Raw genomic sequence first — 20,758 nt, forward strand, 5'->3', positions numbered from 1 at the left:
GCAATCGCCGATAATCCGGAGCGCCGCGCGTTCGAAATCGGCGCGCAAGTGACGCTCTGGCACCTGGTTTCGGAAGGAAGCTGATGCGGATGCGTTCCAAAGCCCTCGCGGCGCTCATCCTGTTCGCCACGGCGTTGCCGGCGGCAGCGCAGGAATGCGGCGGCGATTTCGAGGTATGGAAGCAGGGCGTGGCGACCGAAGCCAAGGCGGCCGGCGTCGGCACTCACGGCCTTGATGCGCTGGAATCTGCCGGCATCGACGACAAGGTGCTGGCGCGCGATCGTGCCCAGGGTGTGTTTTCCCAGACCTTCATCCAGTTTTCGAACCGCATGATCTCGGCCTATCGGCTGAAGCAAGGCGACGCCAACCTCAAGAAATACGCCGACGTGTTTGCCCGCGCCGACCAGCAGTTCGGCGTCCAGGCACCGGTCATCGCCGCCTTCTGGGCGCTGGAGACCGATTTCGGCGCAGTACAGGGCGACTTCCACACGCTGAGCGCGCTGGTCACGCTCGCGCATGATTGCCGCCGGCCGGAGCTTTTCCGGCCCCAGCTGGTGCCGTTGCTGACGCTGATCGACCGCGGGGTCGTGCCGGCCGACGTCACCGGCGCCTGGGCCGGCGAGATCGGCCAGACGCAGATCCTGCCTTCCGACTATCTCACGCGTGGCGTCGATGGCGACGGCGACGGCATCGTCGACCTGCGCGGCAGCGTGCCGGACGTGATCATGACCACGGCCAACAAGATCCTGTCGCGCGGCTGGAAACGCGACCAGCCCTGGATCGAGGAAGTGCGCGTGCCCGACGACATGCCGTGGGACCAGACCGGCCGCACCAACAAGCTGCCGCTATCGCAATGGGCTCAGTGGGGCGTCACCAACCCGAACGGCACACCGCTAATCGACAACGGCCTGAAGGCAGGGCTGGCCCTGCCTATGGGCCGCAAGGGGCCGGCCTTCCTCGCCTACGACAATTTCGACGTCTATCTCGAATGGAACCAGTCCTTCACCTATGCGCTGACCGCCGCAAACCTCGCGGCACGGCTGGCCGGGGCAAAGCAATTCGACCCGCGCACCCCTGAATCCGGTCTCAGCGGCGACCAGATGAAGGCGCTGCAGACCAAGCTCGAGGCCAGAGGCTATGACGTCGGCACGGTCGACGGCATCCTGGGCACGAACACCCGCGAAGCCATCCGCAAGGAACAGATGCGCCTCGGGCTTCCGGTCGACGGCTGGCCGACGCCGGATCTGCTGGCGAGGCTGTAGAAATTGGCGCGACGCATTGTAGGATCAGTGCATGAGCCACTACGATCCAAGGAACACCTACACGCCAAGCCTCACCCCGCCACAGCCGTGGGCTGGCATCGAGGCTTTCTACGTCTCGTTGACCAAAGATGCGTTCGACCAGCAACCCATGGTCGAACTCATTCGGCATATCCGGTCCGCCTACGCAGAAAACAGATTCCACGCATTCACCTCGATGCACACGCTGGTCGTCAGCGTCAACAATCCGATCGAATTCAATCGCGATAACCTGCGAATTGACTACCACTTCAGCGATGCAAATTGGGAATTCAACTACCTGTCAAACCCCTTCAAGCCGGCTGAATTCATCCGGCGCTATTCGGCGTCGCTCGGGATCGAGAAATTCGACAATTTTGTAAAGATGATCGGCTGGTAACAACTCTAGTTGCGACTAATCCGCCATCGTCTCCAGGCTGGCAAACCCTTCCGGCGCATCGCCTTCGTCGAACGGCGTCGTCACCTCGACGAAGGTGTCGGGGTAGAAGCCGTTGAAGCGGGTCCTCAGCGACAGCGAATAGGCGCCGATATGGCCGATCTCGATCCAGTCGCCGGTGTCGACCGTTTCCGGCAGCCAGAACGGTCTGGACAGGATGTCCACGGAATCGCAGGTCGCGCCGCACACCTTGAACGGCACGATGTTCTTTTCCTCGCCATTGCGCGAGCGGATCGCCGGGTCGGGAATGAAGCGCGCCGGCAGCGTGATCTTGCCGGTCCATGAATCCGACAGCGACGCCCAGATGCCGTCGTTGATGTAGAGCCGCTTGCCCTTGCGCAGCAGCACACGCACGATCAGCGACAGGCAGCGCGCCACGATCACCCGGCCGGGCTCCGCCACCAGCGGGATCTGGTCGAACTGATACTCCTTCAGGTCGCCCGACAGCCGCGACATGATTTGGCCGAGCGACGGCATCTCGATCTGTTTGCGGTTGGGATCGTGGCCGTATTCGGCCGGAAAACCGCCGCCGACATCGAGCCCGGCAATGTCGAAAGAGACGCGGTTGCGCACCCAGTCGGCCGAGGCCAGCGCCCGCTCGTAGGTGTCGGGGTCCTCGATCTGGCTGCCGACATGGAAGCAGAGGCCGACCTTGTAGCCGGTGCGGTTGAGCCGTTCGGCAAGTTCCACCGCATAGGCTGGCCCGGCACCGAATTTCTTCGACAGTTCGTAAGCCGCCGACCCCTTCGTCTGCATGCGCACGAACACAGTGATGGCGCCAGGGTCGATGTCGAGTGCCCGCACCACTCGTGTCAGCTTGGTGATCTCGTCTTCATGATCGAGCGAGATGACGCGGATGCCGTATTTCTCCAGCGCCAGCTTGATGTCCGACTGCGCCTTGATCGGATGCATATAGAGCATCTCGGCATCGGGCGAGACGGCGCGTACGGCGGCGAACTCGCCGGGCGAAGCGACATCGAAGGCGGTGACGCCGGCTTCGACCAGCGCCTTCAGCACGATCTGCTCGCCATTGGTCTTGACCGCATAGGCGGTCTTGCCGGGGAACATGCCCATGAACTGTCGGGCGTCGGTCTTCAAAACCTCCGGCCGGAAGCAATAGATCGGATCGTCCGGGCGAAGCGCCAGCGCTGCCTCGCGGGCATTTTCGAATCGCTGCATGGACGAATCCCCTGAACCTTGGCTGCGCACAATTAATCCAAGCTAGCGGCTAAAGAAAACAATTCTGTGTCTCGCACCTCTGGCGGCACGGCGCTACCGGGATTCCGACCGATACTACGCCATCGATAGGGTTTCGGGTGGCCCTTGCCGCGGGAGCGGATATGGCTTGATCACATGCCCGACTTGATCACATGCCCGACCTGATCACATGCGCGACAGGCTTGGCATTCGGCATACTGGAGGACATTCACATGGCGACAACTGCGACTGCCACGGCGCGCGGACCGATGGTGCTCAAGGACTGGGGGCAGCTTCTGCTGCTCGGCGCCATCTGGGGCGGCTCGTTCTTCTTTGCCCGCATCGCCGTGTCGGAATTGGCCCCACTGGTGCTGGTGCTGTTTCGCGTCGCCATTGCGGCTGCAGCACTCCAGCTTTATCTCGGCTGGCGCGGCCCCTCTTTCCGCCTCGCCTTCCCGCACGCCGGCCTCTTCTTCCTGCTGGCGCTTGCCAACAATGTCGTTCCCTTCTCGCTGATCTTCGCCGGCCAGACCGAGCTTGGCGCCGGCCTCGCCTCGGTCCTCAACTCGACGACGCCGTTCTGGACGCTGATCCTCGCCAACGCGCTGACATCAGACGAAAAGCTGTCCTGGAACAAGCTTGCAGGCATTGCGCTCGGCATCGCCGGCACGGCGGTGATGATCGGTCCGGGCCTGCTTGCCGGGCTCGGCGGTCCGGTCTGGGCGAAGTTCGCGCTGATCGGCGCCTCGTTGTCCTATGCCGTCGCGCTGATGATCGCCCGCCGCTTCAAGGGCGTGCCCTCGCCGATCGTCGCCACGGGGCAATTGACGGCCTCGACCGTCATCATGATTCCGGTCGTGCTCATCGCCTATGGTCCCGCCGGCCTGTTCTCCGCTTCGCCGCCGGTCTGGGCGGCAGTGCTGGCGCTGGCGCTGCTTTCCACCGCCTTCGCCTACATCCTCTATTTCAACCTCGTCGCCTCGGCCGGCGCCACCAACGCCTCGCTGGTCACCCTCATCGTACCGGTCAGCGCCTTGCTGCTAGGCTTCCTGTTCCTCGGCGAGCGGCTCGAACTGTTCGAAATGGGCGGCATGACGCTGATCGCCTTCGGGCTGGTGACGATAGATGGACGCCTGTTCGGCAGACGGTAGCGCTGTCATGCCCGCTTTCCGCCACGGGCTCGCCACAATTTATTCACAACCCTTGAGCCGGCTTTTGCCGAAGAGTTTCAATGCCTAACGGCGAAAGCCAGGTCGCAAAACCCACAATCATGTCGCAATGCAGCACGTTTTCCGCTTGCCTGTGGCACAAATGACCCTAGACTCTCGCCATAGCTCTTTAAGAGGAGGCTATGACATGGGACTGACGAGGCCAATCAACGCATTGATGATTTGTGCAGCGTTCGCATTCATCGGCGCCCTTATCATAGGTGTTCTTCCGTAACCGCCAGAGCGGAAGAAAACAGCAGCTGATAGTCAACCATTTTCGAGAGGCCGGGTTTTTACCCGGCCTCTTGCATTTCACGTAGCGACAAAATTCAGGCTGCGGCCGATCCCGCAGCTTCCGCCTCATGCGAGCGGATGCCGATCATGTGGCATATGGCAAACACCAGATCGGCCCGGTTCATGGTGTAGAAGTGGAAATCGCTGACGCCGCGTTCGACCAGGTCGAGCACCTGCTCGGCCGCCACGGCGGACGCCACCAGCGCATGCGTCTGCGGGTCGTTCTGCAGCCCGTCGAAGCGCTCGGCCAGCCATGCCGGCACCAGCGCGCCGCAACGCGCCGAGAAATTGGCGACCTGGGTGAAATTGTGCACCGGCAGAATGCCCGGCACGATCGGGATGTAGATGCCGGCCCGCCGCGCCCGCTCGACATAGCGCTCGTAGAGATCATTGTCGAAGAAGAACTGGGTGATCGCCCGCGTCGCGCCATTGTCTGCCTTGCGCTTCAGCATGTCGAAATCGGTGGCGAAGTCCGGGCTTTCCGGATGCTTTTCCGGATAGGCGGAGACCGAAATGTCGAAATCGCCGGCGCCCTTCAGCGCCCCGACCAGTTCGGCGCCATTGGCGTAGCCGTCGGGATGCGGCCTGTAGGCGGTGCCGACGCCTGCCGCCGGATCGCCGCGCAAGGCGACGAAGCGGGTGACGCCCATATCGGCGAATTCCCTGACAACGGCATCGACCTGATCGCGGGCCGCATCGACGCAGGTCATGTGCGCCGCCGGCGTCAGCGTCGTTTCGTTGAGGATGCGCTTGACCGTGCGCGCGGTGCGCTCACGGGTCGAGCCGCCGGCTCCGTAGGTCACCGAGACGAACTTCGGCTTGAGCGGTTCCAGCCGGGTGACGGTGTCCCACAGCCTGGCCTCCATCTCGTCGGTCTTCGGTGGGAAGAACTCGAACGAAACCCTGACCTTGTCGCCAATATCGGGACGGCGGGAAAAGCGGAACTGGTTCATCAGGCTATTTCCCCCATCGGGTACGCTTGGGTGGGTTGGCTGTCGTTGGACGGATCGGCGATCAGCATGCGGCGGTCGCGGCCGAGCCACAGCTTGACCGTGAGCCTGGCCTCGTTGGCGCCGCGCGGCTCGAACTCCTGGCTGTCCTCGAGCGCGAGCCCTGCCTCGGCGAACCACTCGGCGATCTGCCGGTCGGAAAAGCCGAGCCGGACATGCGCATGCCGGTCGCGCAGGAATTCCAGCGTGTGCGGCGCGAAATCGACAATCACCAGCCTCCCCGCCGGACGCAACAGCCTTGCCGCCTCGCGGATGGCGCGGGCCGGATCGTCGAGATAGTGCAGCACCTGATGGATGGTGACGAGGTCGAAGGCGTCGCGCTCGACCGGCGGCGCGAAGATATCGCCCTGCCGCACCTGCGCATTCGAAACGCCGGCCTTGTCGAGATTGGCGCGCGCCACGGTCAGCATCTCGCGCGACATGTCGATGCCGACGCCGCGCCGGTAAAGCGGCGAAAAGATTTCAAGCAGCCGCCCGGTGCCGGTACCAAGGTCGAGCATCGATTGGAAAGGCCGCTTGCCGACAAGCTTCAGCAGCGCCGCTTCCACGGCGCGATCCGGCACATGCAGCGAACGGATATGATCCCAGCTCGCGGCGTTTTCGGAGAAGTACTCGGCGGCGCGGTCCTGGCGCTTGCGTTTGACCGACGCCAGCCGCTCGAGGTCGCGCTCTACCTGCGGATCGGCGCCGCGGATACCTGAGATCAGCCTGATCACGAAATCACGGGCCGATTCCGTATCCGAGAGCCGGAAGAAGGCCCAGGAGCCCTCCTGGTAACGGCCGATCAGCCCGGCCTCCAAAAGCAGCTTGAGGTGGCGCGACACGCGCGGCTGCGACTGGCCGAGGATTTCGGTAAGATCGGAAACGGTAAGGTCGCCACGCGACAAGAGTGCCAGAATGCGGAGCCGGCTCGATTCGGCCGCCGCCTTCAGAGTATCCACCATTGTGTCGAGCGAGACATGCATGAGCGCTTCTCTTTTGAAAAAGATATAAACATATGTTTATGTCGAATTTGACAACCATGCAAGACCCATGTCGCTTCCGGACAAGAAAATGACGCATGCATGATCCACAGGCGGAAAGCGGTTTTCGGATGAACGAGGCGAAAACCATGTTCGAAACGCGCGCCGGCGAAAGGCTTCTGGAAACTGATCCGGCCGATATGCCGCCGGATGGCCACGTCGTCTTCATCGGCCGCATCGTTTCGCCATGGACGAGCCGGGAGACCTGCCCCAAGAACATGAGGGCCGCGCGGGAGGCAGGCGGCGGTGCCACGCTGCTGGTCGACCCGCCCTATCGCGACGGCTTGGCCGGCCTGGAACGCGCCAGCCACGTCATCATCCTGTCCTGGTTCCATCATGCGCCGCGGAATCTGATTGTTCAGAAACCCCGCCATGCGGCTGAACCGAAAGGCGTTTTCTCGCTGCGCTCGCCTGCTCGGCCGAACCCGGTCGGGTTGCATGTTGCGAAGCTCGTCGGGCTCGACATCGGCAGCGGCCGCATCGAGCTCGACGCCATCGACGTGCTCGACGGCACGCCGGTCATCGACCTGAAACCCTATTTCGCCTCCACCGACGCCTTTGCCGATGCGACCATTGCCGGGCGGGACGAACCATGAAAGCGCCGACCAACCGCCGTCGCGCCATCGCCAAGGCGCTGACCACGCTTTTGCCACTGGCGCCCTATGCCGATATCGAAAAAATCCGTGCCGACGCCGGCAGGGCGCACTTGCACAATCTGCCGCCGTCGATCTCCGTCTGGCTGGCGACCATCGCCCATATCCGTCACGTCCACACCGATTACGAAAAGCTGCTTGCCGAAGGCTATGACCGCGACTCGGCGCGTTTCTTCGTCATCGAACAGACCAACATCGTGCTGACCCGCTGGCGCGCCACGCGCCTGCTCGACTCCGATGAGGAGGAAGAGTAGCGCGAGAAACCGCTACTGCCGGGTCAGGACGGCGACGGCATTGTAGGGCTGGCCGTCTGCCTGCCCGACCCAGACCCAGGACAGGTTTCCCTTGAAAAACCTGACGGTGATCGTGCCGCCATCGACGCACTTGTCCTGGCCATAGGTGATGCTCTCCCGGTATTCCGCCGAGCTGTCGTCCCTGGAAATCTGGGTCAGGGATCCGCCGCAACTGAGCGACGGATAGTCGATCGACGCGCCGCTATCGTTGATGGTCATGGCAATCGACCAGTCGGCGCCGGCGGCTCCGGCCGGGCTTTGATGGCCATTGCCGACCCAGGTGCCGGTCAAGGACGGCGCATTGACCACGCAAGGGACGTTCTGAAAGATCGGCGTCAACTCGCTGCCGGTCTTCTCGCAGCGATATGTCTGGCCGCTTTGACATAGTTCCTCGCCCTCGCGCGTGCATTGGGCGAAGGCTTCGCTGCTGCCGACGAAAACAATCATCGCAAAGATGAGTGCTCCAAGCCCCGTATGCCTGTCCATCTCCCCTCCGGCCTGATAGTCCCGCCGGCAACCGTAAGGGAAAACCAACATTCCACCTAGAACAAAGAGCAGCGCATAGGTGGCTCTATGTAACGCGCTGAGCGACGCTAGCCTGACCATGGATCGAGCCTTGGACAAGGAGAGTTTGCGATGGGCCGAAACATTGCAACGGAGCAGACCATGCCTCTGCCGCCTCTTTCCGAGCGCCACGTAGACCCGCATTCCTATCCAGACGGCGTCGCCTTCTTCGATGGCCAATACCTGCCCATGTCCCAGGCAAAAATCTCGGTGCTGGATTGGGGCTTTCTGCATTCGGATGCCACCTACGACACGGTGCATGTCTGGGACGGCCGTTTTTTCCGGCTCGACCTGCATCTCGACCGCTTCTTCGGCGGCTTGCAAAAGCTGCGCATGGCGATCCCGCTCGACCGCGACGGCGTCGCCGAGATCCTGCACAATTGCGTGGCGCTGTCAGGCCACCGCGCCGCCTATGTCGAGATGCTGTGCACGCGCGGCGCTTCGCCGACCTTCAGCCGCGACCCGCGCCAGGCGATCAATCGCTTCATGGCCTTCGCCGTGCCTTTCGGATCGGTCGCCAATGCCGAGCAGTTGCGGCGTGGCCTCAATGTCGCGGTCAGCGACAAGGTCCGCATCCCGCCGGCCTCAATCGACCCGTCGATCAAGAACTACCACTGGCTCGACCTGGTGCGCGGCCTCTACGACGCCTATGACCGCGGCGCCGAGACGGCGCTCATCCTCGATTTCAACGGCAATGTCGCCGAAGGTCCGGGCTTCAACGTCTTTTGCGTGAAAGACGGCAAATTGTCGACGCCGGCCATTGGCGTCCTGCCAGGCATCACGCGGCGCACCGTCTTCGATCTCTGCTCCGAGGCGGGGCTGTCTGCAACAGCGGCCGACGTCAGCGTCGCAGCGCTGAAGGCAGCCGATGAAGTCTTCATCACCTCGACCGCCGGCGGCATCATGCCGGTGACGGTGATCGACGGCATTCCGGTCGCCGACGGCAAGGTCGGCGCCATCACCAGCCGGCTGATGGCGCTCTATTGGCAAAGGCACGAGGACCCAGCCTGGTCGAGCCCGGTGTCCTACACTTAGGCGCGGTAGATCCACTGCTCGGGCACGCGCACCGATATCTCCTCGCCGGCAACAATCGTGCCGGGCTTTTCGACCCAGGCGACGAGGCCGCGCAGCCGCTTCGCCGCTTTCGGAAAGGCCAGTGCGCCGGCCTCGTGGTCGGCCATCCCGGCATGTTCGGCGACTGAGCGCCCGGCGATGCGGCATGGTCCGTTCTGCGCATCGACCTTGATGGTGACGCCGCCCTTGAAGAACAAGAGCGTACCCGACGGCAGCATGGAAAGCTGCGGCACGCCCTCGATCACCAGATTGGCGCCGATCCATTCCGGCTTGACCTCATTGAGGCCCATCCGCTCGGCCACGATGGCGAGTTCGTCTGCCGCCACGATCGACAATTGCCGCTCGTTGCGCATCTCGGTGCCGCGCGGATACCAGGGCTCGCGCCCGCCGGAGCGCCGCGTGGCGCCGGCATGGAAATCACCGTCGATGCCGTCGAAGCCGAGCCGCAATTCCTCCACCGGCCGCGTTTCGAAGTGATCGAACGGCGCGACGTAGAGCGCCGCCACTTTCGCCGCGAGCTTTCGCGCCGGCAGGATTTCGACCGGATTTTCGGTCTCGGCAAAGAGATCCGCCATGGCTTCATTCCTTCTGCAAGACGAACCGCAGTTAGCCCGCGGCCATGGACCGGGTCCAGTCCAAAGCGCTGATGATCCGATCGAGCCGGTTGATGGGATGCTTCACCGATCACGATCTTCTTACCGCCGATCGCGCATCCTCTGGCCGGGCGCCGTATTGCCGCCGTGCTGCCTCGACTTGATACTGGCGTCAGGAGGAGACGCGTCATCATGCATCCCGCAGCCGCAATCGCCGCGCTCTGGCAGATCTGGGTCGTCTCCTGGCTCGCGGCCGCCCTCTGGGCCGATCCCGTGCAAAAACGCGCCGGCTTCCAGGCTGAATTTCGCTATCGCGCCCTGTGGATGGTCGGTGTGATCCTGCTGTTCGTTCCGGCGCACGGCCATGTCGGCCGGTTGCGGCTCTGGATGCCGAACCTCACCGAGGCCTGGATCTGCGTCGCCCTGATCGCAATTGGCCTCATCTTCTCCTGGTGGGCGCGTCTGCACCTTGGCCGGCTGTGGTCGGGTACCATCACCGCCAAAGCGGGACACCACGTGGTCGACACCGGTCCCTATGGACTGGTCCGCCCACCCGATCTATACCGGCCTGTTGCTGGCCGTCTTCGCCACCATGGCGGCCAAGGGGACGGTCTGGGGCATTGCCGGTGCCGCCCTGCTCACCATCGGTGTAGTCGTCAAGGCAAGGATGGAGGAGACCTTCCTGCGTGGAGAACTCGGAACGGCCTATGACGACTATGCCACGCGCGTTCCAATGCTGGTGCCGTTCGCGCCCGCCTAGATCACAGCATGCGCAGCAGCGCGCCGCCGATCGAATATCCCGCGCCGAAGGCGCAGAGCAGGCCGTAGTCGCCGGGCTTCATGTCGGCGTGGTTCTCGGATAGCGCGATGATGGCGCCGGCGCCGGCGGTGTTGCCGAGGCGCTCCAGCACCATCGGCGCGCGATCATGGTCGACCTCGTGGCCGAAGGCGAGTTTCAGGATCATGGCGTTCATGCGCGCATTGGCCTGATGCAGCCAGAAGCGGCGGATGCCTTGCGGCGTCTGCCCGTGCTCGGCGAGGAATTCGACGATGAATTTGTGGCCGGCGACGGTGACTTCCTTGAACACCTTGTTGCCGACCTGCTTGATCAGATTGCCTTCCAGGTTGATCATATAGGGATCGTCCTGGGCGGTGCGGGTATGGTAGCCGAGATTGGTGCGGATGTTGTTCGACATCTGCGTCCAGGTTCGCGTGTCGAGCACCTGGAAACGCCCCGGCCGCTTCTCGCCCTGCTCGAGCCCCTCGACCACCATCGACACCGAAGCGTCGCCGAAGATGAAATGCGTCTGCCGGTCGCGGAAGTTGAGATGACCCGTGATGATCTCCGGCGTCGTCACCAGCACGCGCTTGTGCGCGCCGGCCCGCACCAGATTGACCGCGATGTGCAGCGCCGCCGCGGCCGACGAGCAGCCAAGCCCCATATCGAAGCCGGCGCCCCTGGTGCCCAGGGCCTGCTGCATTTCGATGGCGATCGCCGGATAGGGCCGCTGGTGGTGCGAGGCCGAGCAGATCACCAGGTCGATATCGGACGGCTTCAACCCGGCATGGTCGAGCGCCTTCCTGGCCGAAGCGACGCCGAACTCGGCCTGCAGCGACAGGGCGTCGTCGGGCCGCGCCGGTATGCGTGGCGCCATCCGCGTCGGATCAAGGATGCCTTCCCGCTCGATCACATGGCGGGTCTGGACGCCCGAGGCATGGACGATGAAGGCGCTGTCCGACTTCTGCAGCAGCGTCTCGCCCGTAACGGAACGGCGCGCATTCTCCATGTCGACCCAGGCGTTGAAGCTGGCGACCAACTCTTCATTGGTGATCTTGGGTCCAGGGATTTCGACGCCGATGCCGCTGATGATGACGCGATGCATTTCCAATCCGTCCCATGCGCGGGCGTTGCGGGCTTGATGTGGGCGCATAGACGGCCCGGTGCAACCCTTTGTCGCATTTAGCCGGTTTATGCCAGCTTAAACCGCCATTTCCTGTTGCTATCGCGGTGAGTTGACCGACGCTCGGTCAGGCCCGCTTGGCGACGATGAAGATGCGCGGGAAGCGCAGCAGGACCTTGCCGTTCGCCGTCCTCGGATAGGCCTCTGCGATCTTGGCCGTGTAGTGGTCGAGGAACATGGTCTTCTCGTCCGCGTCGAGCGGATCGAGGAACGGCTTCAAGCCCGTCGACTTCACCCATTCGACGATCGCTTCAGCGTCGGCCAGCGGATGGTTGTAGATCGTGTGCCAGATATCGAGCCGGTCCGCGAGCGGCGACAGAAGATCGTAGTAGAACGAAACCGGCGGCAGTTGCCCGCGCGCCGCTCCTTTGATCTTTGCGGCAAACGGCATCTCGGCGGCCGTCTCCCGCATCAGGCGATGCGAGTCCTCGCCGAGATTGTCCGGCATCTGAATGGCAAGCGCGCCGCCCGGCGCCAGGAAACCCATCAGCCGCTGGAAGACGGCCGGATGCTCCGGCAGCCACTGGAACACCGCATTGGCGAAAATCACGTCGACCGGTTGCGCCGGTTGCCATGTTGCCGCGTCCGACAGTTCGAAGGTGGCATCGGGCAGCCGCGCCCTCGCCTTCTCGATCATGTCGGGCGAAGTGTCGAAGCCGCTGACTTGCGCGTCCGGCCAGCGCTCGACCAGAAGCTCGGTCGAATTGCCCGGCCCGCAGCCGATGTCGACCACACGGCGCGGGAAATCCACCGGAACCTGCTGGACGAGATCGCGCGCGGGCCGCGTGCGCTCGTCCTCGAATTTCAGATATTGGGCGGCGGACCAGTCAGCCATGTCAGCTCCTCAGATCATCTTGAGAATTCGCCGCCCCGACAATATCCTATCGCGTCAGCCTCTTATACGTCATCCGGTGCGGGTTGACGGCATCCGGTCCGAGGCGACGGATCTTGTCCTGCTCGTAATCCTCGAAATTGCCCTCGAACCATTCGACATGGCTGTCGCCCTCGAAGGCGAGGATGTGCGTCGCCAAGCGATCGAGGAACATACGATCGTGGGAGATGATGACGGCGCAGCCGGCGAAGCTTTCCAGCGCGTCTTCGAGCGCAGCCAGCGTTTCGGTGTCGAGGTCGTTGGTCGGTTCGTCGAGCAGCAGCACGTTGCCGCCGGTCTTCAGCATCTTGGCCAGATGCACGCGGTTGCGCTGACCGCCGGAGAGGTTGCCGACCTTCTGCTGCTGGTCCTGGCCGCGGAAGTTGAACGACGAGCAGTAGGCGCGCGTATTGGCTTCGTATTTGCCGAGCTTGACCACTTCGGCGCCGCCCGAAATCTCTTCCCACACGGTCTTCGACGGATCGAGCGCGTCGCGGCTCTGGTCGACATAGCCGAGCTTGACCGTCTCGCCGACGCGGATCGTGCCGGCGTCCGGCTTTTCCTGACCGGTGATCATCTTGAACAGCGTCGTCTTGCCGGCGCCGTTCGGGCCGATCACGCCGACGATGCCGCCCGGCGGCAGCTTGAACTCCAGGCCCTCGATCAACAGCGTGTCGCCAAAGCCCTTCGACAGGTCGGCGACCTCGATCACCACATTGCCGAGGCGCTCGCCATGCGGGATGACGATCTGCGTGTCGGTCGGGCGACGGCTGTCGGCGGCGACCAGCAGATCCTCGAACGCCTTGATACGCGCCTTGGACTTGGTCTGGCGGGCCTTCGGGCTGGACTGGATCCACTCGCGCTCGCGCCCGATGGCGCGCTGGCGGGCGTCGTCCTCGCGGCCTTCCTGCTTGAGCCGCTTGGCCTTGGCTTCGAGGTATTTGGTGTAGTTGCCCTCATAGGGAATGCCGCGGCCGCGATCGAGCTCGAGGATCCAGCCGGTGACATTGTCCAGGAAGTAACGGTCGTGGGTGATGATCATTACGGCGCCCGGATAGGCGCGCAGATGCTTTTCCAGCCACGCCGTGGTTTCGGCGTCGAGATGGTTGGTCGGTTCGTCGAGCAGCAGAAGGTCGGGCTGGCGCAGCAGAAGCTGGCAGAGCGCGACGCGGCGGCGCTCGCCGCCCGACAGCTTGGTGACTTCGGAATCCTTGGGCGGGCAGCCCAGCGCTTCCATCGCCATCTCGACCTGCTGTTCGAGGTCCCAGAGGTTCAGCCGGTCCATCTCGTCCTGGAGCTTGGCGGACTCGTCCGCCGTCTCGTCGGAATAGTTCATCATCAATTCGTTGTAGCGCTCGATGATGGCGGTCTTGGCGGCAACGCCTTCCATGACGTTCTCGAACACGGTCTTCTTCGCGTCGAGAGCCGGCTCCTGCGCCAGATAGCCGACGGTGGCACCTTCGGCCAGCCAGGCCTCGCCGTTCCAGTCCTTGTCGATGCCGGCCATGATCTTGAGGATCGTCGACTTGCCGGCGCCGTTGGGGCCGAGGATGCCGATCTTGGCGTCGGGATAGAAGGACAGATGGATATTCTCGAGCACCTTCTTGGTGCCGTAGGCCTTGTTGAGGCCGGCCATGTGATAGATGAACTGGCGTGCCACGCGCGCTTTCCCTGATAATTGACCGAAAATGTCGGATTGAATGGAGGTTGCGCGCTATGTAGGCGATGCCGGGCCGAACGGCAATCGCTTTCGGTGGCTTCAGACCGTTCCCGAAGCTTTCGCCAAGCCGGCGAACTCACCGGGCATCGACGTTTCGGTGCGTTGCACCACCTCACGAAAGCACCGGTTAATCATTCCGCGTCAAAACGGTATCGAATGGAAATCGCCAGAAAGTCGCGATTTCCAAAGCGAGATCGGATCGACGGATTGCTGAACGGTTTCCTGCTCCTTACCGAGGCGGTTCTCTACTTCGGCGTCATGGTCACGCTGTTCCGCTTGCGGCATCGCATCGGCCTCGGCGTCTTCGTCTGCGCGCTCGGCGTCATGCACTTCCTCGAGACCTATCTCGCCAGCGTCTTCTACGTCGCCCTGCCCTTCGGCATGGTTTCACCGGGTTCGGCCGTGCTGTTTTCCGGCAAGCTGGTGATGCTGCTTCTGCTCTACATCAAGGAAGACGCGGCTACGGTGCGGCAGCCCATCTATGGCCTGCTGCTCGGCAACGCGCTGATGATCGGCCTGGTGCTGATCCTGCGCCTGCATGCGATTTCACCGCTTCCCGACGGCAAGCTTCCCGACATCGGCTTCATCGACCAGATGGGCTGGCTGATGGTGTGGGGCACGTCGCTTTTGTTCGTCGACGCCATATTGATCATCCTGCTCTACGAAAAGCTCGGCCGCTATCTGCGCAATGCGCCCTTTGCCCGCATCCTGGTCTGCGTCGCCTGCGTGCTGACCTTCGACCAGGCGGGTTTCTTCACCGCGCTGCATTTCGTCGCCGGCGCGCCGATCGCGGTCTTCTTCGGCGGCTGGTTCGCCAAGATGGGCGCCGCCCTTGTCTACAGCGTGATGCTGGTTGCCTATCTCAAATGGTTTGAGGCGCGCCCGATCGCCGTGCCGCGCGGCCTGTCCGACATCTTCGACACGCTGACCTATCGCGAGCGCTACGAAGCCCTGGTCAAGCATGTCGGCCGTGACGGGCTGACCGGTCTCCTACATCGCGGCAGCTTCGAAACCGATGGCGAAGCCGCCATCGCGGCCAGTCTGCCAACCGCCAGGCCGCTCAGCCTGCTGATCGTCGATGTCGACCATTTCAAATCGATCAACGACCGCTTCGGCCATGCCGAGGGCGACAAGGTGCTGAAGTCGATCGCCGCCGTGCTGACCGAGGCCGCCGGCGCCGAACACAAGGTGTTCCGCATCGGCGGCGAGGAATTCGCCATCCTTTGCGCGCAGCCGCATGCTGTCGCAAGGCTGCTCGGCGAAAGCATCCGGCATGCCGTCAAGGCCTCGGCCGGCACCAGCAAGTTCGACCTTACCGTCAGCGTCGGTATCTCCAGCCTGAGCGAGACGACCCGCTGCCTTGCCGATGTCTTCGCCCTGGCCGACCAGCGTCTCTACAAGGCGAAAGCGACCGGTCGCGATCGCGTCGTCGGCGGGCTGGGCGACGCTCAAGTCGAAAGCCTCGACGCCTGGACACGGTCGGCGTAGCGCATCAGTCGCTGTCGCCAGCGCCGGCGAAAGCCCGCGCGCTTACTGGAACCCGATCGGGTCGACGGTGCCTTTCGGGCAGCCGGCCTTGGTCGTTGGCGCCGAAGCCTGCATCAGATCGCCGAGCGAGCTGGTCGCGCCGATCGGGCCCGCCAGGCCGAGCGTCAGCTCGCCGATCAGGCGCCTGCCGCTCGACGGGTCGACCAGGCAGGACACCCGGACCCGTTCGCCTGCTCCGGCGCCGAAGGCGCTGTCGAAGGCTTTGCGGATCTGGTCTGACGTCACCTGCTTGCCGACATTCTTGGTGAAGAGCTCGCGCACCGGCGAGGCATTCACCGCGCGCATCAGGTTCAACGCATCGGTAAAATACTCCTGCTGGCTCTTGCCGTAGCAGGTGCCATGCTTGATCCATTCATGTCTATCGAGATCGGACTTGGTGCCCGGCATCACCCGATCGAGTTCCGATCGCGTATCCGCATCGAGATTGACCGGCGGCAGATCCCGCCAATGGGCCGGATTGTCGTTGGCCTTGTCGCTGGCCGCCACCTGACAATAGAAATTGCCGTTCGGCTGCGGCCACAAGCCATGCAAGGTGAAATGCGTCGCTTCGAACCCGGCCGGCGCCTGCGCCTGGCATTCGGTCTTGTTGGACTTGGTTTCGCAGAAGGCCGGCTGCCAGCTCAGCGCGAAGACATATTCAGGCTTTCCCGAGGCCGGCGCCGGCGGCTTGGTCTGATCGGCCGGTGCGGGCGCGGTGGCGGCACTGCCGCCGGTGACGTGGCCGCAGCTGATCTTCACCCAGCGGCGTTCCGGGTCGGCGCCCGGCACCAGGATGAGATAATGCGTCGGGGTATCCTTGTTGCCGGCAAGCAGCTGGTAGCTTTGCCCGGCCTCGGTCGAGACATTGCCGGGGTTCTTGCCGCTCTTGATTGCTTGCGTCGCCGGACAGGCGGCGTCGGACACGAAGGCGCCGCTCATCTTCACGTCGGCTCGCGCCGCACCGGCCACCGAGGCGACCAAGAGCGCCAAAACGAAAGCAAAAACTGTCCGCATACCCTTGCCCCGGCTGGAAGATACTGCGCCACACACTGCATTGGTCTCCGTGTCAGAATTGCGATAGCGCGCCACAAGATCAGAAACATTCACAACTCGGAATCGTCGTGCCGGATTGACGCAAAACCGGCGCCGGCGCAAACAAAACTCTTGTGAGCGCGCAAGCGCGGGGGGACCAAGAGACAATGCCGTTCAGCCAACAGCGCATGGTCAAATCGCCGACCGGCGCGGAGCTCAACCTTTATGTGAAGCACGCTGGCGGCCATCCGCGCGCCGTCATCCAGATCAACCATGGGCTGGCCGAGCACGCCGCGCGCTACGCCCGCTTCGCCGATTTCCTCAGCGAGCGCGGTTTTCACGTCTACGCCCACGACCATCGCGGCCACGGCGCCACCAGGGCGCCCGATGCCCCGCTGGGCCGGTTCGCGGACAGGGATGGCGTTGCCAAGGTCGTCGCCGATGTCAACGCCATCCACGACCTCATCGCCACAGAGCAACCCGGCCTGCCGGTCATCGTCTTTGGCCATTCGATGGGCGCCTCGGTGGCGCTCAATTTTGTCCTGGCGCACTCAGCCCGTATCCATGCCGCCGCGATCTGGAACGGCAATTTCTCGCAAGGCCTGCTCGGCCAGCTGGCGCTCGCCATCCTGGCCTGGGAGCGGTTCCGGCTCGGTTCCGACGTGCCGTCGCGCCTGTTGCCGAGGCTGACCTTCCAGGCCTGGGGCAAGGCGGTGCCCAATCACAAGACACCGTTCGACTGGCTGTCGCGCGACGAAGCCGAGGTGGCGAAATACATCGCCGACCCACTGTGCGGCTGGGACGCGTCGGTGTCGATGTGGCGCGACTTGGTCAACATGACGCAGCACGGCGGCAAGGACTCGAGCTTTGCCGGCGTGCGCCGCGACCTCTTTGTAAACCTGGTCGGCGGCGAGAAAGATCCTGCATCCGACTACGGCAAGGCGGTCGGCCACCTCGCGAAACGCATGCGCGCGATGGGTTTTTCGAATCTGGTTTCAAAGGTTTACACCGGGACCCGCCACGAAAGCCTGAACGAGATAAATCGGGACATCGTCATGAATGACTTCGCGGCATGGGCCGAAACTGTCCTGAAGCGATGAAGGCTTGGCCCAGCGCAAGGCTCGTGACAGCGGCGATAGGGGTTGATAGAGGCTGCGGTTCCGACCAATTCTGGTGATCCATGACTGAGCCTCCCCTGAAAGGCATCCGCGTAATCGAACTCGCCCGCATCCTTGCCGGGCCGTGGGCCGGGCAATTGCTGGCCGATCTCGGCGCCGATGTCATCAAGGTCGAGAGCCCGGAAGGTGGCGACGACACCCGCAAATGGGGGCCGCCCTTCGTCATGAGCCATGACGGCGAGAATCTGTCGGCCGCCTACTACCATTCCTGCAATCGCGGCAAACGCTCCATCGCCGTCGACTTCTCCACGCCCGAAGGCGCCGAGACCGTGCGCCGGCTGGTCGCGACCGCGGACGTGATGATCGAAAACTTCAAGCTTGGCGGCCTCAGGAAATACGGGCTCGACTATGACAGCCTGAAGAAGATCAATCCTCGCCTCGTCTACTGCTCGATCACCGGCTTCGGCCAGGACGGACCTTACGCGCCGCGCGCCGGCTACGACTTCATCATCCAGGCCATGGCCGGCATGATGTCGATCACCGGCGAGGCCGGCCGCGAGCCGCAGAAGGCCGGCGTTGCCATCTCGGATCTCTTCACCGGACTTTATTCGGTGATCGCCATCCAGGCAGCGCTTCGCCATGCCGAAAAAACCGGCGAAGGCCAGCATATCGACATGGCGCTGTTCGACAGCCAGATCTCGGCGCTCGGCAACCAGAACCTCAACTATCTGGTGTCCGGCAAATCGCCGGTGCAGATGGGCAACGCGCATATGAACATCGCGCCCTACGAGGTTGTGCCGGTCAGGGATGGCCACATCATCCTGGCGGTCGGCAATGACGGCCAGTTCCAAAAATTCTGTGCCGCCGTCGGCCTCGACGATTTGCCTGCCAATCCCGATTTCGCCACCAACCCCGCCCGCGTCGCCAATCGGGCGAAACTGCGCGAGCGCATGATCGAGGTGCTGAAGGATATCGACCGCGATCCGCTGCTGGCGAAGCTGGAAGCCGCAAGCGTGCCGGCCAGCCCGATCAACACCATCGGCCAGATGTTTGACGATCCGCAGACCATCGCACGCGGCATGCGCCTCGACCTGGACGATGGTCATGGCAATCTTCTGCCCTCGGTGCGGGCGCCGATGGTCATGTCCGGTACGCCGCTGGTCTATGAGCGCCCCTCGCCGCGCCTAGGCGAACACACCGAAGAGATCCTTGCCGAACTGGAGAAGTCGGGACAATGAAGACAGGCGGACAACTGATCGTCGACGCGCTCGAAGCCAACGGCACCGATCGCATCTATTGCGTGCCGGGCGAATCCTATCTGGCGGTGCTCGACGCCCTGCACGATTCGCCGATCCGCACCATCGTCTGCCGCCAGGAAGGCGGCGCCGCGATGATGGCCGACTGCCACGGCCGCCTGACCGGCAAACCCGGCATTTGCTTCGTCACCCGCGGCCCCGGCGCCACCAATGCGTCGGCCGGTATCCACATTGCCATGCAGGATTCAGTTCCCGTCATCCTGTTCATCGGCCAGGTCGCCAGCCACGCCAAGGAGCGCGAGGCTTTCCAGGAAGTCGACTACAAGCGCTTCTTCGGCGATATCGCCAAATGGGTAGTCGAGATCGACGACGCCGCGCGCATTCCCGAATTCGTCACCCGCGCCTTTGCCGTGGCGACCTCCGGCCGACCCGGCCCGGTCGTCATCTCGCTGCCAGAGGACATGCTGACCAGCCTTGTAGAGGCGCCCGCGGCCTTGCCGCACACACCAGTTGAAACCCGCCCCGGTGAAGCCGAGCTCGACGCGCTGGAGAAACTTCTTGGTAACGCCAAGCGCCCCTTCGTCATCCTTGGCGGCACGCGCTGGGATGCCGAGGCGGTGGCGCGGATGCGAGCAATCGCCGAAGCCTGGTCGCTGCCGGTCGGCTGCTCCTTCCGCCGCCAGATGCTGTTCGACCATCTGCACCCCAACTATGCCGGTGACGTCGGTATCGGCATCAACCCGAAGCTGGCGACGGCGATCAAGCAGGCCGACCTCGTACTTCTGATCGGCGGCCGCATGGGCGAAATGCCCTCCTCCGACTACACGCTGCTGAAAAGCCCCTACCCCGACCAGACGCTGGTCCATGTCCACGCCGATGCCGGCGAGCTTGGTCGCGTCTACCGGCCGGCGCTTGCGATCAACGCCTCGCCTTCGGCCTTCGTCGAGGCCTTCGCCAAACGCAAGCCCACTGCCACGCCGGCATGGGCAGACGAGACGCCGAAGCTGCATGCCGCCTATCTCGATTGGTCGACGCCGCCGGAAAGCGGCCCCGGCTCGGTCCAGATGGGGCCGATCATGAATTATCTGGAAAAGGTCCTGCCAGACGACGCCATCCTCACCAATGGCGCCGGCAACTACGCCACCTGGGTGCACCGCTTCCACCGTTTCCGCCGCTTTGCCACGCAGGCGGCTCCGACCTCCGGCTCGATGGGCTACGGCACCCCTGCAGCGGTCGCCGCCAAGGAACTTTATCCGGACCGCACCGTGATCGCCTTTGCCGGCGACGGCTGCTTCCTGATGAACGGACAGGAATTCGCCACCGCAGTGCAATACGACCTGCCGATCGTCGTGGTCGTCGTCAACAACGGCATCTACGGCACCATCCGCATGCATCAGGAACGCGAATACCCGGGCCGCGTTGTCGCCACCGATCTGAAGAATCCGGACTTCGCCGCTCTCGCCCGCGCCTATGGCGGCCATGGCGAGACGGTCGAGAAGACCGCCGATTTCGCCCTGGCCTTCGAGCGCGCCCGCGCCAGCGGCAAGCCGGCGATCGTCGAGATCAGGCTCGATCCCGAGGCGATCACACCGACCCGCACGATGACCCAGATCCGCGACAAGGCCTAAGCA

21 protein-coding genes are annotated in these 20,758 nt (G+C 63.6%); 12 read left to right on the forward strand and 9 right to left on the reverse strand.

Annotation, left to right across the window (positions count from 1 at the left end; translation table 11 throughout):
- Positions 1 to 83: 83 nt before the first annotated feature.
- Positions 84 to 1,262: a lytic murein transglycosylase gene (locus A6B35_RS23125; protein WP_006204190.1), complete on the forward strand. Its 1,179-nt coding sequence runs from the start codon at positions 84 to 86 to the stop codon at positions 1,260 to 1,262.
- Between the two features lie 31 nt (positions 1,263 to 1,293).
- The gene (locus A6B35_RS23130; RefSeq protein WP_006204189.1) at positions 1,294 to 1,677 is read left to right on the forward strand and encodes a hypothetical protein; all 384 of its coding nucleotides are present in this window, start codon (positions 1,294 to 1,296) and stop codon (positions 1,675 to 1,677) included.
- Between the two features lie 15 nt (positions 1,678 to 1,692).
- On the opposite strand, the gene A6B35_RS23135 is transcribed toward A6B35_RS23130, so the two are convergent.
- Positions 1,693 to 2,913, reverse strand: a complete 1,221-nt coding sequence (locus A6B35_RS23135) for an alanine racemase (protein ID WP_006204188.1) — start codon at positions 2,911 to 2,913, stop codon at positions 1,693 to 1,695.
- Between the two features lie 251 nt (positions 2,914 to 3,164).
- Between A6B35_RS23135 and A6B35_RS23140 the strand changes: the two genes are divergently transcribed.
- Positions 3,165 to 4,082, forward strand: a complete 918-nt coding sequence (locus A6B35_RS23140) for a DMT family transporter (protein WP_006204187.1) — start codon at positions 3,165 to 3,167, stop codon at positions 4,080 to 4,082.
- A 386-nt stretch (positions 4,083 to 4,468) separates the two neighbouring features.
- On the opposite strand, the gene metF is transcribed toward A6B35_RS23140, so the two are convergent.
- Together metF and A6B35_RS23150 are read right to left on the reverse strand one after the other, a co-directional pair.
- Positions 4,469 to 5,386: a methylenetetrahydrofolate reductase [NAD(P)H] gene (metF, locus tag A6B35_RS23145; protein WP_006204186.1), complete on the reverse strand. Its 918-nt coding sequence runs from the start codon at positions 5,384 to 5,386 to the stop codon at positions 4,469 to 4,471.
- Positions 5,386 to 6,408 (reverse strand): ArsR/SmtB family transcription factor, encoded by a 1,023-nt coding sequence (locus tag A6B35_RS23150; RefSeq protein ID WP_006204185.1) that lies wholly within the window; start codon positions 6,406 to 6,408, stop codon positions 5,386 to 5,388. The genes metF and A6B35_RS23150 overlap by 1 nt, the downstream gene beginning before the upstream one ends.
- A 146-nt stretch (positions 6,409 to 6,554) precedes the next feature.
- On the opposite strand from A6B35_RS23150, the gene tsaA reads away from it, so the two are divergent.
- Both tsaA and A6B35_RS23160 read left to right on the forward strand, forming a co-directional pair.
- Positions 6,555 to 7,061: a tRNA (N6-threonylcarbamoyladenosine(37)-N6)-methyltransferase TrmO gene (gene tsaA, locus A6B35_RS23155; protein ID WP_050900796.1), complete on the forward strand. Its 507-nt coding sequence runs from the start codon at positions 6,555 to 6,557 to the stop codon at positions 7,059 to 7,061.
- A complete protein-coding gene (locus A6B35_RS23160) occupies positions 7,058 to 7,372 on the forward strand; it encodes a DUF2293 domain-containing protein (protein ID WP_006204183.1) in 315 nt (104 codons plus the stop codon). Before tsaA ends, A6B35_RS23160 begins: the two co-directional genes overlap by 4 nt.
- A gap of 12 nt (positions 7,373 to 7,384) precedes the next feature.
- Here the strand turns inward: A6B35_RS23160 and A6B35_RS23165 are convergent, their stop codons facing one another.
- The gene (locus A6B35_RS23165; RefSeq protein WP_040583358.1) at positions 7,385 to 7,897 is read right to left on the reverse strand and encodes a hypothetical protein; all 513 of its coding nucleotides are present in this window, start codon (positions 7,895 to 7,897) and stop codon (positions 7,385 to 7,387) included.
- 180 nt (positions 7,898 to 8,077) lie between these two features.
- On the opposite strand from A6B35_RS23165, the gene A6B35_RS23170 reads away from it, so the two are divergent.
- Positions 8,078 to 9,010, forward strand: coding sequence for a D-amino acid aminotransferase (locus A6B35_RS23170; protein ID WP_244425989.1), 933 nt, complete (start codon positions 8,078 to 8,080; stop codon positions 9,008 to 9,010).
- Here the strand turns inward: A6B35_RS23170 and A6B35_RS23175 are convergent.
- The gene (locus A6B35_RS23175; protein ID WP_006204180.1) at positions 9,007 to 9,624 is read right to left on the reverse strand and encodes an MOSC domain-containing protein; all 618 of its coding nucleotides are present in this window, start codon (positions 9,622 to 9,624) and stop codon (positions 9,007 to 9,009) included. The genes A6B35_RS23170 and A6B35_RS23175 overlap by 4 nt on opposite strands.
- 553 nt (positions 9,625 to 10,177) lie before the next feature.
- Between A6B35_RS23175 and A6B35_RS36700 the strand changes: the two genes are divergently transcribed.
- Complete coding sequence (locus A6B35_RS36700) at positions 10,178 to 10,402, forward strand: methyltransferase family protein (RefSeq protein ID WP_244425993.1); 225 nt, start codon at positions 10,178 to 10,180, stop codon at positions 10,400 to 10,402.
- A gap of 1 nt (position 10,403) precedes the next feature.
- Here A6B35_RS36700 and A6B35_RS23185 read toward each other — a convergent pair whose 3' ends face one another.
- The 3 genes from A6B35_RS23185 to ettA form a co-directional block, all read right to left on the reverse strand.
- On the reverse strand, positions 10,404 to 11,525 hold the full coding sequence (locus A6B35_RS23185; RefSeq protein ID WP_006204179.1) for a beta-ketoacyl-ACP synthase III: 1,122 nt from the start codon (positions 11,523 to 11,525) through the stop codon (positions 10,404 to 10,406).
- 145 nt (positions 11,526 to 11,670) lie between these two features.
- On the reverse strand, positions 11,671 to 12,438 hold the full coding sequence (gene tam / locus A6B35_RS23190; protein ID WP_006204178.1) for a trans-aconitate 2-methyltransferase: 768 nt from the start codon (positions 12,436 to 12,438) through the stop codon (positions 11,671 to 11,673).
- A 46-nt stretch (positions 12,439 to 12,484) separates the two neighbouring features.
- Positions 12,485 to 14,134 (reverse strand): energy-dependent translational throttle protein EttA, encoded by a 1,650-nt coding sequence (ettA, locus tag A6B35_RS23195; RefSeq protein ID WP_006204177.1) that lies wholly within the window; start codon positions 14,132 to 14,134, stop codon positions 12,485 to 12,487.
- A gap of 40 nt (positions 14,135 to 14,174) precedes the next feature.
- Here ettA and A6B35_RS36275 point away from each other — a divergent pair, with 40 nt between their 5' ends.
- Both A6B35_RS36275 and A6B35_RS37215 read left to right on the forward strand, forming a co-directional pair.
- Positions 14,175 to 14,408, forward strand: coding sequence for a hypothetical protein (locus tag A6B35_RS36275; protein WP_006204176.1), 234 nt, complete (start codon positions 14,175 to 14,177; stop codon positions 14,406 to 14,408).
- Positions 14,402 to 15,682, forward strand: a complete 1,281-nt coding sequence (locus A6B35_RS37215) for a GGDEF domain-containing protein (RefSeq protein ID WP_006204175.1) — start codon at positions 14,402 to 14,404, stop codon at positions 15,680 to 15,682. The genes A6B35_RS36275 and A6B35_RS37215 overlap by 7 nt, the downstream gene beginning before the upstream one ends.
- Positions 15,683 to 15,724: 42 nt before the next feature.
- Here the strand turns inward: A6B35_RS37215 and A6B35_RS23210 are convergent, their stop codons facing one another.
- Positions 15,725 to 16,735, reverse strand: coding sequence for a ribonuclease T2 family protein (locus A6B35_RS23210; RefSeq protein ID WP_006204174.1), 1,011 nt, complete (start codon positions 16,733 to 16,735; stop codon positions 15,725 to 15,727).
- A 185-nt stretch (positions 16,736 to 16,920) separates the two neighbouring features.
- On the opposite strand from A6B35_RS23210, the gene A6B35_RS23215 reads away from it, so the two are divergent.
- The 3 genes from A6B35_RS23215 to A6B35_RS23225 all read left to right on the forward strand — a co-directional run bounded on the left by A6B35_RS23215 (position 16,921) and on the right by A6B35_RS23225 (position 20,755).
- Positions 16,921 to 17,853, forward strand: coding sequence for an alpha/beta fold hydrolase (locus A6B35_RS23215; protein WP_006204173.1), 933 nt, complete (start codon positions 16,921 to 16,923; stop codon positions 17,851 to 17,853).
- A gap of 80 nt (positions 17,854 to 17,933) precedes the next feature.
- On the forward strand, positions 17,934 to 19,109 hold the full coding sequence (locus A6B35_RS23220; RefSeq protein ID WP_006204172.1) for a CaiB/BaiF CoA transferase family protein: 1,176 nt from the start codon (positions 17,934 to 17,936) through the stop codon (positions 19,107 to 19,109).
- The gene (locus A6B35_RS23225; protein WP_006204171.1) at positions 19,106 to 20,755 is read left to right on the forward strand and encodes a thiamine pyrophosphate-binding protein; all 1,650 of its coding nucleotides are present in this window, start codon (positions 19,106 to 19,108) and stop codon (positions 20,753 to 20,755) included. Before A6B35_RS23220 ends, A6B35_RS23225 begins: the two co-directional genes overlap by 4 nt.
- The last annotated feature ends 3 nt before the right edge of the window (positions 20,756 to 20,758 follow it).

The sequence above is a fragment of the Mesorhizobium amorphae CCNWGS0123 genome (genome assembly GCF_001686985.1).
GTDB classification, from domain to species: Bacteria; Pseudomonadota; Alphaproteobacteria; order Rhizobiales; family Rhizobiaceae; genus Mesorhizobium; species Mesorhizobium amorphae.